The following is a 13,435-nucleotide window of genomic DNA, read 5'->3' as shown; positions in this document are numbered from 1 at the left end:
GAGGAGTCAATGGATGCAGAACGTGATCAACGCCCTCCGGGTGCTCGAAGAGGTCGCCGCCCGCCAGCCCGCCGGAGTCGGGGAGCTGGCCCGGGTGCTCGGGCTGCCCAAGAGCACGGTGCAGCGCTCGCTGAGGACGCTGCACGAGGCCGGGTGGATCAGGCCCGCCGCGGGCGAGATCACGCGCTGGCAGGTGACGAGCAAGGCGTTCCAGGTCGGCCGCAGGACGGAGCTGGGCCTGCGGGACGCGGCGATGCCGGTCATGGAGCAGTTGCGGCAGCGCACCGGGGAGACGATCCACCTGATGGTGCCGGAGGGCGACGCGGTCGTCCTGATCGAGCGGCTGGAGACCGACAAGCCGCTGCGCATCGTGCTGCCGCTCGGCATCAGGCTCCCGCTGCACGCCTCGGCCAACGGCAAGGCCGTGCTCGCGCACAGGTCCGCCCCGCTGCCGGAGCTCGCGTCGTACACGGACACGACGATCATCGACCCCGAGGCGCTGGCCGCCGAGCTGGCTGCGGTCCGGGCGCGGGGTTACGCGGACAACCGCGGTGAGTGGCGCTCCGACATCGCGGCCGTCGCCGCCGCCGTGCTGGGCCCGGACGGCCCGGTCGCCAGCGTCAGCATCTCCACCCCCGCCAGCCGCATGCCGGAGGAACTGCGCGGGGAGTACGGCAAGTTGGTCACCCAGGCGGCCCGCACTCTGACGGAGTCCCTGACCTGAGCGTGGCTGAACGGCAACTTGTCATCTGAGCATCCGGAAACTTTCTGGAAATGCGGGCGTCGAATGCTGGCCTGACCCTGCGGTGATCAGCACGAATATAACAGTTTGCACCCTCTTGACACGCCGAAACCTGGACCCATAAGTTGCCGCAATATTAACGGGAATTCCTCGAAAGTTTCGGCGGCAGGCCGGCTAAGAGCCGAAAGGGTGGCATGAGGGGCCAGGTACCAATCGACAAGTGGCGGGACACGCGGCTGACTGCCGCCGAGCGGGCCGAGGTGCTCATCCCGCTCATGACGCTGGAGGAGAAGATCGCCCAGCTCGTGGGCGTCTGGGTCGGCGCCGACGCGTCAGGGGGAGGCGTCGCCCCGCACCAGGCCGACATGGCGGGCGTGGAGTGGAGCGACGTCATCGCCCACGGGCTGGGCCAGCTGACCCGCCCGTTCGGCACGGCGCCGGTCGATCCCGTCGCCGGCGCGCGCTCGCTGGCCGCCTCGCAGGCCCAGATCGTGGCCGCCGGCAGGTTCGGGATCCCGGCGCAGGTCCACGAGGAGTGCCTGACCGGCTTCGCCGCCTGGCGGGCGACGGTGTACCCGGCGCCGCTGAGCTGGGGCGCCTCCTTCGACCCCGAGCTGATCGAGGAGGTGGCCGGGCGGATCGGCCGGTCCATGCGGGCCGCCGGCGTCCACCAGGGCCTGGCCCCGGTCCTCGACGTCACCCGCGACTACCGCTGGGGCCGCACCGAGGAGACGATCGGCGAGGACCCCTACCTGGTCGGGACGGTCGGCGCGGCCTACGTGCGCGGGCTTGAGGGCGCGGGCCTCGTCGCCACCCTGAAGCACTTCGCCGGCTACTCCGCCTCCCGGGGCGGCCGTAACCTCGCCCCCGCCCACATGGGAGGCAGGGAACTGGCGGACGTGATCCTGCCGCCGTTCGAGATGGCCCTGCGCCTGGGCGGCGCCCGGTCGGTGATGAACTCCTACGCCGAGATCGACGGTGTCCCCGTCGCGGCCGACGAGGAGCTGCTGACCGGGCTGCTGCGCGAGGAGTGGGGGTTCGCGGGCACGGTGGTCGCCGACTACTTCTCCATCCGGTTCCTGCACAAGCTGCACGGCGTCGCGGCGGAGGCCGCGGACGCGGCCGGGCTCGCGCTGCGGGCCGGGATCGACGTCGAGCTGCCCACGGTGGACACCTTCGGCCCCCCGCTGATCGAGGCCGTGAAGTCGGGACAGGTGAACGAGGCGCTCATCGACCGCGCGCTGGCCCGGGTGCTGGCGCAGAAGGCCGAGCTGGGGCTGCTCGACGAGGACTGGCGGCCGCTTCCCGGCGACGCCGCCGACGTGCGGCTCGACGACGAGGAGAGCCAGGAGCTCGCCCTGCGCCTGGCGCGCGAGTCGATCGTGCTGGTGCGCAACACCGGCGGCGTCCTGCCGCTCGCGCCGGGCCGGCGGGTGGCGCTCGTGGGGCCGGTGGCCGACGACCCGATGGCGATGCTCGGCTGCTACGCCTTCCCCGCGCACGTGGGCCCGCACCCCGAGCACGGGCTGGGGCTCGACCTCCCGTCGCTGCGCGAGGCGCTCGGCGCGCTGGTCCCCGATCTCGCGTACGAGCCGGGCTGCGAGATCACCGGCGACGACACCTCCGGGATCGCGGCGGCCGTCGCCGCGGCGGCGGAGAGCGACGTGTGCGTGCTCGCCGTCGGCGACCGGGCGGGGCTCTTCGGGCGCGGCACCTCCGGCGAGGGCTGTGACGCCGCCGACCTGCGCCTGCCGGGCGTGCAGTCCGAGCTGGTCCGGGCGGTGCTGGCGACCGGCACTCCGGTGGTCCTGGTGCTGCTGGCCGGGCGGCCGTACGCGCTGGGCCCCGAGTTCGACGCGGCCGCGGCCGTCGTCTACGGCTTCTTCCCCGGCCAGCGGGGCGGCCAGGCGCTGGCGGAGGTGCTCACCGGCGCCGTCAACCCGACCGGTCGCCTGCCGGTCAGCGTGCCGCGCGACGCCGGCGGCCTGCCCGCCACCTACCTGTCGCCGTGGCTCGGGCGCCGTACGCAGGTGTCGTCGGTGGACCCGACGCCCGCGTACTCGTTCGGGCACGGGCTGAGCTACACCACGTTCGAGTGGGAGCTCCTCGACACGGGCGCGGCCGAGTGGCCGGTGGACGGCGAGGTCACCGTCGGGGTGAGCGTCCGCAACACCGGATCGCGGGCCGGCGCCGAGGTCGTCCAGCTCTACCTGCACGACCCGGTCGCGCAGACCACCAGGCCGGTGGTGCGGCTGGTCGGCTACGCCCGCGTCCCGCTGGAGGCCGGGCAGGCCGCCCGCGTGGAGTTCACCGTCCCGGCCGACGCCGCGTCGTTCACCGGCGTGCGCGGCCGGCGCATCGTCGAGCCCGGCGACGTCGAGCTGCGCTTCGCGCGCTCCAGCGGGGACGCCGCGACGGACCCGGCGACGGGCACGGTGGCGGGCATGGTGGCGGGCATGGTGGCGGCCGTGCCGCTGCGCCTGACCGGCGCCGAGCGCGAGCTAGGGCACGACAGGAACCTGCTGGTCACGGCTCGTATCACACGGGAAGGAGCGGGATGAGCACAACGTCGTTGGACAATCCGCCGCGAGACGCGCGGGCGGCGGGGTCGGCGCCCAGCCGGCGCAGACGGGCCAAACCCGGCACCTGGCGGCACGCGATCCGCCGCGACTGGCAGCTGTACTCGCTGGCGATCCTGCCGCTGCTGTTCTTCGCGATCTTCCGGTACCTCCCGATGCTCGGCAACGTGATCGCCTTCCGCAAGTTCGAGCCCGGCGGGAGCATCTTCGGCGAGACCTGGGTGGGCCTGCGGTACGTGAAGATGTTCCTGAACGACCCGTCGTTCTGGACCGTGTTCGCCAACACGCTCATCCTCGGCGCGCTGACCCTGCTGTTCTGCTTTCCGCTGCCGATCGTGCTGGCGCTGCTGCTCAACGAGGTGCGCAACCGGCGCGTGAAGCGGTTCCTGCAGTCGGTGTCGTACCTGCCGCACTTCCTGTCGATGGTCATCGTGGCCGGCATCGTCATGCAGATGCTGGCCATCGACGGGCCGGTGAACCAGATCGTCAAGGTGTTCGGCGGGGAGCCCACCGCGTTCCTGCAGAAACCCGAGTGGTTCCGCACGATCTTCGTCTCGTCGGAGGTCTGGCAGACCGTCGGCTGGGGCACCATCCTCTACCTGGCCGCGTTGACCACCATCGACGAGCAGCTCTACGAGGCGGCCCGGATGGACGGCGCCGGCCGGTGGCGGCAGATCTGGCACGTCACCCTGCCGGGCATCCGGCCGACGGCGATCACGCTGCTGATCCTCAACATCGGCACGTTCATGGCCGTGGGCTTCGAGAAGGTCCTGCTGCTGTACAACCCGCTGACCTACCCGACGGCGGACGTGATCTCCACGTACCTGTACCGGATGGGCGTGGAGTCCAGCAACCTGAGCTACGCCGCCGCGATCGGCCTGTTCGAGGCCCTGGTCGGCGTGGTGCTGATCCTCTCGGCGAACCTGATCTCCCGCCGCACAGTAGGGACGAGCCTGTGGTGACCCTCGAGAAGACCCGTGGCTACCGCGCCTTCCAGGCGGTCAACGCCGTCATCCTGAGCGGCGTCGTGATCGTGACGCTCTACCCCTTCCTCAACATCCTCGCCCGCTCGTTCAGCGAGGAGCGCTACATCGTCGGCGGGCAGGTCAACCTCATCCCGCGCGGGTTCAACATCACGACCTACAAGCTCGTGGTGTCGGACTCGATGTTCTGGACGAACTACGGCAACACGATTGTCTACACCGTCGTGGCCACGGCGATCGCCATGCTGCTGACGACGTGCTACGCGTACGTGCTGTCCAAGAAGCACCTCAGGGGCCGCACGTTCCTGATCTGGGTCGCCGTCTTCACCATGATCTTCTCCGGCGGCCTGATCCCCAACTACGTGCTGGTCAACGGCCTCGGGCTGACCAACTCCATCTGGGCCATCGTCCTGCCCAACGCCATCAGCGTCTTCAACCTCCTGGTCATGAAGGCGTTCTTCGAGGGCCTGCCGCAGGAGCTGGAGGAGGCCGCCGCCATCGACGGCCTGAACACCTACGGCGTCCTGTGGCGAGTGGTGCTGCCGCTGTCGAAGGCGGTCATCGCCACGATGGTGCTGTTCTACGCGGTCTCGTTCTGGAACTCGTGGTTCACGGCGTTCCTCTACCTGAACAAGACCGAGTTGTTCCCCGTGACCATCTACCTGCGCAACCTCATCGCGGGCGCCACCGGCGCCGAGTCCGCGGGCGCGTCGCTCAGCGAGGCGTCGGCGGCGGCGGCCAACATCCAGTCGGTGACGATCATGCTCACCGTCCTCCCCATCCTGGCGGTCTACCCCTTCGTGCAGAGGTACTTCGTCTCGGGCGTCATGCTCGGCGCGGTCAAGGGTTAACCACTGTCCTCCCGAAAGGATCCCCCCATGCAGCACATCTCCCGCCGTCAGGCACTCCTCGGGCTGGGTGCGCTCACTCTTGCCGTCGCCGGCTGCGGCGAGGACGAGGCTCCGAAGAAGGCCGCCGACGTGTCCGCGAACAAGGCGGGCGCGATGGCCAACTACGGAGTCAACCAGCAGTTCAAGGCCACCGAGCCGGTCTCGTTCGACGCGCTCTACAACAACCACCCGTTCTACCCGGACAAGAGCGACTGGCTGTTCTGGCAGGAGCTGACCAAGCGGACCAACGTGACGATCAAGCCGGTGGAGGTGCCGCTCAGCGACTACGAGAAGAAGCGCGGCCTGCTGGTGGGCTCCGGCCAGGCCCCGCTCATCATCCCGAAGACCTACCACCCGGCCGAGGAGGCGTTCGTCTCCTCCGGCGCCATCCTGCCGGTCAGCGACTACTTCGACCTGATGCCCAACTTCAAGGACAAGGTCGCCAAGTGGAAGATGGAGCCGGAGCTGGACACGCTGCGCCAGGCCGACGGCCGCATCTACCTGCTGCCCGGCCTCCACGAGGAGATCTGGATCGACTACTCCCTGGCCGTGCGGACCGACATCCTCGAGAAGCACAAGCTGGAGGTCCCGAAGACCTGGGATGATCTCTACACCCTGCTCAAGGCGCTGAAGAAGGAATACCCCGACCTCTACCCGATGACCGACCGGTTCGGCGTCCCCACGCCCGGCGGCAACCTGTTCAAGCTCGTCGCCCAGGCCTACGGCGCCAAGGGCGGCTGGCAGTACCAGCACGCGACCTTCGACGCCACGGCCGGCAAGTTCGTCTACACCGGCGCGATGCCGCAGTACAAGCAGATGCTGGAGTACCTGAACAAGCTGGTGAAGGAGAAGCTGCTCGACCCGGAGAGCTTCACCCAGCAGGACGAGCAGGCCAAGCAGAAGTTCAACTCCGGCAAGTCGTTCGTGATCAGCGCGAACGCGCAGTCGATCGTCAACGACTACCGCCCGACGCTGAGCAAGCTCGTCCCCGGCGCCAAGGTCGCCAAGATCCCGGTGCCCGTGGGCCCGGTCGGCGAGTACAAGATCGACACTCGGCTCGAGAACGGCATCATGATCTCCAAGAAGGCGCTGGAGAACAAGAACTTCGTCGCCATGATGCAGTTCGTCGACTGGCTCTGGTACTCCGACCAGGGCGAGGAGTTCGCCAAGTGGGGCGTCGAGGGCACGACGTACACCAAGGACGCCTCGGGCGACTACAAGATCGCCAAGGACATCGACTTCGTCGGCCTCAACCCCGGCGCGCCCAAGCACCTGCAGAAGGACTTCGGCTTCTCCAACGGCGTGTTCGCCTACGGCGGCACCACCAAGCTGCTGAACTCCACCTTCTCCGAGGAGGAGGTGGCCTTCCAGGACGTGATGAACGCCAGGAAGGACTGGCCGGTCGAGCCGCCGCACCCGTTCAACGACGAGGAGCGCGAGCAGGCCACGCTGTGGGAGACGCCGCTGAAGGACTACGTCACCCAGCAGACGCTCAAGTTCGTCCTCGGCGAGCGTGACCTGAGCGAGTGGGACGCCTACGTCAAGGAGCTGGAGGCCAAGAACATGACCTCCTACATGAACCTCGTCAACTCCGCCTACGAGCGCTTCAAGAAGGACCACGGCTGATGCGAGTGCCCTCGGAGGCCTGGGGGCGGCTGTCCGACGCCTGGCGGTTCTGTGTCGGCACCGGCCGCTTCGAGCTGGCGCTGCGCCGCGACTACCAGGACTCGCCGGCGCTGATCCAGCGGGAGATCGGCTTCCGGCACATCCGGGGGCACGGGCTGCTGAGCGACGGGGTGGGCGTCCACCAGCCGTACGAGTACGCGGGCGCGCGGCACGTGCGCCACTCGTTCACGTACGTGGACCAGGTGATCGACGCCTACCTCGAACTCGGCATCCGCCCTTTCGTGGAGCTGGGGTTCATGCCCTCCGGGCTGGCCCCCGGCGACCAGACCGTGTTCTGGTGGCAGGGCAACGTCACTCCGCCCCGCTCCTGGCGGGAGTGGGCGGAGCCGGTGCGGTGAGCGCGCACGCGGTCAAGGAGGTGGACGCCTCGCTCCAGGTCGGCGGCCCGGCCATCTCGCCCGGCTCCGACGAGTTCCTCGTGCGCTTCGCCGACTTCGTGGCCGAGCATTCGCTGCCCATCGACTTCGTCAGCCGGCACGCGTACACCTCCGGCCCGGCCCAGCACGTGCCGTTCGGCGTGCACCAGACGCTCGCGCCGGCGTCGAAGCTGCTGGAGCAGTTCGCCACGCCGCGGCGGCAGCTCACGGGCGGCTCGCTGGAGGGGCTGCCGGTGCACATCACGGAGTTCAACTCCTCCTACCGGCCCGACAACCCCGTCCACGACACGGCCTTCCACGCCGCCTACCTCGCCCCGGTGCTGGCGGCCGGGGGAGACCTGGTCGACTCCTTCTCCTACTGGACCTTCAGCGACATGTTCGAGGAGCAGGGGATCCCGACCTCGCTCTTCCACGGCGGTTTCGGCCTGCTGACCCACCGGCAGATCAAGAAGCCCACCTACCACCTGTACGCGTTCATGGCCCGGATGGGTGACCAGGTCCTGGCGCGCGGGGAGGACCACCTGGTCACCCGGGACGGCGACGGCCGGGTCACCGTGCTGGCCTGGGCCCCGGCGGACGTGACCGGCGCAACCCCAGTGGACGGGCACGCCTTGCGGCTGTCGATCCCCATCGGGGAGGCCGCCTCGGCGTTCGAGCTGCGCTCGTCGGTGAGCGAGGAGAAGGGCAACGCGTGGGCGGCGTGGCGCGAGCTGGGCCGCCCGCGCTCGCCCCGGCCCAGGGAGCTCGACGCGCTGCGGGAGGCGGCCGAGCCTGTGCGCTCCCACCGGAGCCTGCCCGTCGCGGACGGTCGCGTGGACCTGGATCTCCGGCTCGACCGCCACGAGGTTACGCTGGTCGAGCTCACACCGGTGGTGGACCGGACGCCGGCGTGGTGGGACGACAGGCGGCTGCTCGGCCTGGGAGAGGAGAGCCCATGAGCGAGGTGTCGGCGGGGCGGCGGTTCGGCGAGGGCCCGCTCTCGCGCGCCGCCACGCTGATCTACAGCCTGCTGGTGGTCGAGGGCCTGTTCCTCGTCGCGACCGCGCCCGGCCTGATCGCGCTGACCCTGCTCGGCGGCGACGCCGCCAACGTGCCGCTGGTGGCGGCCTGCGCGCTGCCGCTCGGCCCCGCGCTGTCCGCAGCCCTCTACGCGCTGCGCCATCGCAGCCGGGACATGACGGACCTGCGTCCGGCGGCGGCGTTCTGGCGCGGTTACCAGGCCAACGTGCGCGGCGTGCTGAAGATCTGGGTGCCGTGGCTCGTCGCGCTGGCCGTCGTCGGGACGAACCTGGCGAACTTCGCCGTCGCCGGCGTCCCGGGGTGGTGGGCGGTGCTGCTCGTGCTCGTCGCGCTGGCGGCGCTGCTGTGGGCCGCCAACGCGCTGGTGATCACGTCGCTGTTCGCGTTCCGGGCGGTGGACGTGGCGCGGCTGGCGTCGTACTTCCTCATGCGCCACCCGAAGGCCGCCCTCGGCAACGCGTCGCTGCTGATCGTGGCGGGCGGCATCACGATGGTCGCCACCGAGCTGGCGCCCGCCCTGCTGGCCTCGGCGTTCGCCGCGGCCCTGCTGTGGAACAGCCGCCCGGTGATCGCCGAGGTCCGCGAGCGCTTCACCGCCTGAGGAGTCGCGGGCGCGGATCGAGCCACTATCCTCAGCATGATCTCCCGGTGATCACCGGGAGATGAGAGCTGCGGAAGGTGGCGGGGCATGCCGTCAGTGCTGAGGCTGGGCGTGGTGAGCCTGCTGGTCGCCACCGTGTTCGCCGGGCTCGGCATGTGTGCCGCGGCTCTGGGCGACGCGGAAGTGCGGCATGCCGTGGAGACGGCTCCGCCTCAGGCCGTCGGCGTCACGGTCGCCGGCGTGATCAACGCCGGGAACTTCGCCGGGTTCGACCGGGCCGTACGGGAACAGACGGCCCTGGCCTTCGGCGGTGCGCCTACCGAAGTGACCACCTTGCTCCGCTCGGACGGCTACACGATGCCGGGCCAGGAGAAGCTGAGGTACCGGCGGCCGGAGCGGCTCAGGTTCGGCAGTCTCGACGGATTCCAGCAGCACGCGAGACTGGTCAGCGGGTCCTGGCCCCGGTCGCGCACCGAGCCGGTCGAGGCGGCGATCTCCCAGGCCGCCGCCTCGTTCACCGGCTTCACGGCCGGACAGGTGTTCACCACGATCGGCCGTATCGATGCCGAGCCGGTAAAGGTCAAGATCACCGGGGTGTTCGTGCCCGACGACCCCTACGGGCCGCGCTGGGCCGGCGACCTGATGCTCGGCCGTGGCGTCGAGAGGGAGGGATACACCACCTACGGCCCGCTCATGGTGGATCAGGCCACCTTCCTCGACCGCTTCGCCGAAACGGTCGACGCCACCTGGACCGTCGTGCCCGACCTGCGCGGCATGCCGGTCGAGCGGCTGCGTACGGCGGCCGCCCGGCTGCCGGACCTGCGGGAACGGCTCAAGGCGAACGGCTGCCCCGACTGCACGCCCGCCAGTGCTCTCCCCGGCACACTGGCCCGGATCGAGGCCGCCGCGCAGGCGGCCCGCTGGACCGTCCTGGGGCTGGCGGCGCTCCTGGCCCTGGCGCTGCTCCTCACGCCCGGGCCCAGGCGGACCGGCCGGGTCCTGGGCACGGCGGCGGTGGTCATGGGCTGCGCGTTCCTGGCCCCCTTCGTGGCCCGCCTGCTGCTGTCCCTGGCGGAGGCCACGCCGTGGTGGCGGGCCGCGGGACTACGGCTGCCGGACCTGTCGGGAACACTCCTGGTGGCGATCCCGATGGCGCTGGTCGCGGTGGCGTGCCTGGTCGCCGAGGCACCGAGGCCGGGGATACGGGCGCTCTCCGCGGGGATCGCCGCCGCGGTCGCCGTTCTCGCGCTCGGTGGCGCCACGACCTGGCGCTCCTCGCAGGCGGACCAGGCCCGTCACCAGGCCGGTGCCGACGTGCGGCTGACCGGCCCGCCGGCGGGAGGCGAGCCGGGCGTCCTCGGCCGTGGCACCGCCTTCACCGCGCTGCCCGGTGTCACCGCCGCGGTGCCCGGACACCGCGATCGCGTCGATGTCGACCTCCGCTACAGCACCCTCCTCGGCGTCGACGCGAACCGCCTCGGCGAGGTGTTCCGGCTGCGGCCCGATCTGTCGGACCGGACGGTTGCGCAGCTGGCGGCCGCGATGGTCGCCGGCCGTCCCCAGCTCGGCGCCCTGCCGCTGCCCGGTCAGCCGCGCACGCTCACCGTCGAGGTCGAGCGGCCCGACGGCTCCGTGCGGCTGCGCGTGGTGGTCTCCGACGCCCTCGGAGTCTGGCACGACCTGCCGGTCGCGCCACTGCGCGAAGGCTCCGCGAAGGTGGACGTGGACCTCGCCGGCCTGGCCGGCCCGGACGGGAAGATCGCCTACCCGCTTGCCGTCCGGGGTTTCCTGGGCGACGCCACCGACGACTCCGCGCACGTGATCACCGTGACCGCGCTGCGCGCCGACGGCGGGGAACTGGCCCTGCCTGCGGGTCAGCGATGGTCGGAAGGGACGGGAGGCGGCATCTTCTCGCTGAAGGTGAAGGACGGTGCCTCCGTCGTGCGGCCCGTACCGCTGAGCGCCGCCCCCGCCCGGCCGGTGCCGATCGTGCTCACCCCCGAGCTGGCCGCCTCGGCGAAGCTCGCCACGGGCCGGACCGGCTCCATCTCGCTCGGACGGCGACCGCTCCAGGTCGAGCTCGCCGGTGTCGTCGAGCGCATGCCCGGCGTCGCTCTCGACTCCGCCGCCGTCCTCATGGACTGGCAGACCTTGCAGGCCTGGAACCTGGCCGCGGCACGGCCGCCGTTGCCCGCCACCGACTGGTGGCTCGCCGTGGACGGCGACGGGAACGCGGCCCGCGCGGCGGTGGCCGGATCCCGGTGGGACGTCACAGTGATCGGCTCGCCGGATCTGGCGGTCCCATCGCCCGTTCTGCTGGGCGGAGCGATCGCGCTGGGGCTGGTGGCCGCGTCCGGCCTCCTGCTCCGCGCCGCCGCCGCGGGCCGTTGGGCGGCCCTGTGGCACGCCGCCGCGGGCGCCTTGCTGGGGCTGGGGCTCTGCTATGTCCTGATGCCCCGGCTCGTGCGTGCCTGGCAGGGCGGGCCCGTCACGCCCGACGTCGTGCCGGACGTGCCGTGGCCCGCGATCGTCGCCCTGCCCGTGCTGGTGGCGGCTGTGATCGCCGTCGCGCGGTCGTTCGCCGGGCGCTCCCTAGGGGATGCGCCTGCCGCGCGCGTCGGGGACGCCTGACTTGCGGAAGAAATAGGCGTTGATCTGGTCGCGCCACTCCTCGGCGCAGCGGACCTGCTCGTCGAGCCGCTCCTTGACCCGGGCGTACAGGTCCGGGTCGACCGCGCCGGTGTCGGCCAGCTTCTCCCAGTGCAGCCGCGTCTCGGCCGCCTCCTCCGCCCCCGCGAAGTGCGTGTCGTAGATGTGCTGGATGACCGTCGAGCCGCTGTGCAGCACGTGCCCGTACGGGACGTGGTGGAAGAACAGCAGCAGCTCGTCGGGGCAGCGCTCCAGCGACTCGTAGACGTCCGACCACGGCTGCGGGTACTGGCCGGTGAAGCCGGTGCCGGTGGCGCGCGTGCGGTCCACGCCCACGCCGTCACGGTCGGCGAAGTGGTACGTGCCCCACGGCGTGTACTCGTAGCCGTCCACGTCCGGGCCGTAGTGATGGCCGGGGCGCACCATGAAGCCGACGCCGAGCGGCGCGGTGTAGCGCTCGTACGTGCGCCACGACCCGTCCATCATGGCGTGCAGGGTGCGCCGCAGCGACTCGCCGGGCCACGCGAAGGTGAGGTCGATCCACTCGTCGAGGACGGCGGCCGGGTCGAGGCCCGGGTCCCAGGCGAGGCGGCCGAACGCGTACAGGTTGGCCTGCGCGAGCGGGTGACCGGTCCAGTAGCGGTCGTCGCCCGCGTTGGAGACCGCGACCAGGTCGCCCGCCTCGGCGACGTTCTCGAACGCGAGGATCTCGCTCCACATGGGGGCCAGGTAGCAGACGTGCCGCTGCTGGCCGGTGTACTCCTGCGTCACCTGCAGCTCCACCGCCAGGCGGGTCCCCCGCATCTCCAGGATCACCGGGGAGACCGGCTCGCGTGTCTGGAAGTCCATGGGGCCGTGCTTGACCTGCAGGATCGCATTGTCCAGGAACCGGCCGTCGAGCGGGGCGAAGTGGTCGTAGGAGGCGCGGGCGCGGTCGGTCGAGCGGTCGCGCCAGTCCTGGCGGTGGTTGTAGACGAAGGCCCGCCAGTGCACGACCCCGCCGAAGGGGGCCAGGGCCTCGGCGAGCATGTTGGCGCCGTCGGCGTGGGTGCGCCCGTACGCGAACGGGCCCGGCTGGCCCTCCGAGTCGGCCTTCACCACGTACCCGCCGAAATCGGGGATCGTCGCGTACACCTGCTCGGTGGTCCGCGCCCACCACGCCCGCACCCCCTCGTCGAGCGGGTCGGCGGTGGGCAGGCCGCCGAGCGCGATCGGGGAGGCGAAGTTGACCGACAGGTGCACGCGGATCCCGTACGGGCGCAGCTCGGCCGCGATCGCGGCCACCTCGCCGAGCCGGTCGGTCAGCAGGTGGGCCTCGGTGGCGTGCACGTTCACGTTGTTGATCGCGACCGCGTTGACGCCGGAGGCGGCCAGCAGCCGCCCGTAGGCGCGCACCCGCGTCAGATCCGGGCGCGGCGCCCCCTTGTCCCAGAAGATCGAGCCGCCCGCGTAACCGCGCTCGACCTGGCCCATCACCGGGTGCACGTCGATGTTGTCCCAGTGGTCGAGCATGCGCCGGCGCATCGCGGGCCGGTGGTGCTCCGTCTCCCTGTCGGCCCCGAACGCGGCCTCGCCGAGCCGCACGACGTGGAAGAACCCGTACAGCATGCCGGCCTCATCGCCGCCGGTCACGGTCGTGACGCCGTCCCGCCGCGCGATCGCGTACCCGTCCGCGCCCTCGGCCGCGTCCAGGCCCAGCACCAGGTCGTACGGGCCCTCCGCGCCGTCGCCGTACCGGGCGCGGGCCCGCGTGACCTCCGCCCGCACGGTCTCGGCGAGCGGCCCGTCGGCCCGCACGAGGGTACGGCGGGAACCGATCGCCCGGAACGCCTCGGGCGGCAGCCACGCCGCGTGGACGTCGGTCAGTTCGGGAATGGTCACGAGGCTCCTTCGGTCGGTCACCGAGGG

10 protein-coding genes are annotated in these 13,435 nt (G+C 71.3%); 9 read left to right on the top strand and 1 reads right to left on the bottom strand.

Translation table 11 applies throughout. The annotated features are described in order from the left end of the window. Positions 1-13: 13 nt before the first annotated feature. From ACWDRB_RS08810 to ACWDRB_RS08770, 9 genes are all read left to right on the top strand, one after another. Positions 14-724, top strand: a complete 711-nt coding sequence (locus ACWDRB_RS08810; protein WP_449892523.1) for an IclR family transcriptional regulator — start codon at positions 14-16, stop codon at positions 722-724. 212 nt (positions 725-936) lie between these two features. Then, positions 937-3,303: a beta-xylosidase/alpha-l-arabinosidase gene (locus tag ACWDRB_RS08805; protein ID WP_449892522.1), complete on the top strand. Its 2,367-nt coding sequence runs from the start codon at positions 937-939 to the stop codon at positions 3,301-3,303. Beyond that, positions 3,300-4,283: an ABC transporter permease gene (locus ACWDRB_RS08800; RefSeq protein ID WP_449892521.1), complete on the top strand. Its 984-nt coding sequence runs from the start codon at positions 3,300-3,302 to the stop codon at positions 4,281-4,283. Before ACWDRB_RS08805 ends, ACWDRB_RS08800 begins: the two co-directional genes overlap by 4 nt. Further along, entirely contained in the window at positions 4,280-5,155 is an 876-nt protein-coding gene (locus ACWDRB_RS08795) for a carbohydrate ABC transporter permease (RefSeq protein WP_449892520.1), read from the top strand. Before ACWDRB_RS08800 ends, ACWDRB_RS08795 begins: the two co-directional genes overlap by 4 nt. Positions 5,156-5,182: 27 nt before the next feature. Continuing rightward, complete coding sequence (locus ACWDRB_RS08790) at positions 5,183-6,820, top strand: ABC transporter substrate-binding protein (RefSeq protein ID WP_449892519.1); 1,638 nt, start codon at positions 5,183-5,185, stop codon at positions 6,818-6,820. Continuing rightward, the gene (locus ACWDRB_RS08785; RefSeq protein ID WP_449892517.1) at positions 6,820-7,218 is read left to right on the top strand and encodes a GH39 family glycosyl hydrolase; all 399 of its coding nucleotides are present in this window, start codon (positions 6,820-6,822) and stop codon (positions 7,216-7,218) included. The genes ACWDRB_RS08790 and ACWDRB_RS08785 overlap by 1 nt, the downstream gene beginning before the upstream one ends. Then, positions 7,215-8,195 (top strand): GH39 family glycosyl hydrolase, encoded by a 981-nt coding sequence (locus ACWDRB_RS08780; RefSeq protein WP_449892516.1) that lies wholly within the window; start codon positions 7,215-7,217, stop codon positions 8,193-8,195. Before ACWDRB_RS08785 ends, ACWDRB_RS08780 begins: the two co-directional genes overlap by 4 nt. Beyond that, the gene (locus ACWDRB_RS08775) at positions 8,192-8,878 is read left to right on the top strand and encodes a hypothetical protein (RefSeq protein ID WP_449892515.1); all 687 of its coding nucleotides are present in this window, start codon (positions 8,192-8,194) and stop codon (positions 8,876-8,878) included. The genes ACWDRB_RS08780 and ACWDRB_RS08775 overlap by 4 nt, the downstream gene beginning before the upstream one ends. An 87-nt stretch (positions 8,879-8,965) precedes the next feature. Continuing rightward, positions 8,966-11,509 (top strand): hypothetical protein, encoded by a 2,544-nt coding sequence (locus tag ACWDRB_RS08770; protein ID WP_449892514.1) that lies wholly within the window; start codon positions 8,966-8,968, stop codon positions 11,507-11,509. On the opposite strand, the gene ACWDRB_RS08765 is transcribed toward ACWDRB_RS08770, so the two are convergent. Then, positions 11,471-13,408, bottom strand: coding sequence for an alpha-glucuronidase (locus ACWDRB_RS08765; RefSeq protein ID WP_449892513.1), 1,938 nt, complete (start codon positions 13,406-13,408; stop codon positions 11,471-11,473). The two genes, ACWDRB_RS08770 and ACWDRB_RS08765, sit on opposite strands and share 39 nt — an antisense overlap. Positions 13,409-13,435: the final 27 nt, after the last annotated feature.

This window comes from Nonomuraea sp. NPDC003707 (genome assembly GCF_053587055.1).
Note: the sequence above shows the minus strand (reverse complement) of the source record. Positions and strands in the feature narration are given on the sequence as shown.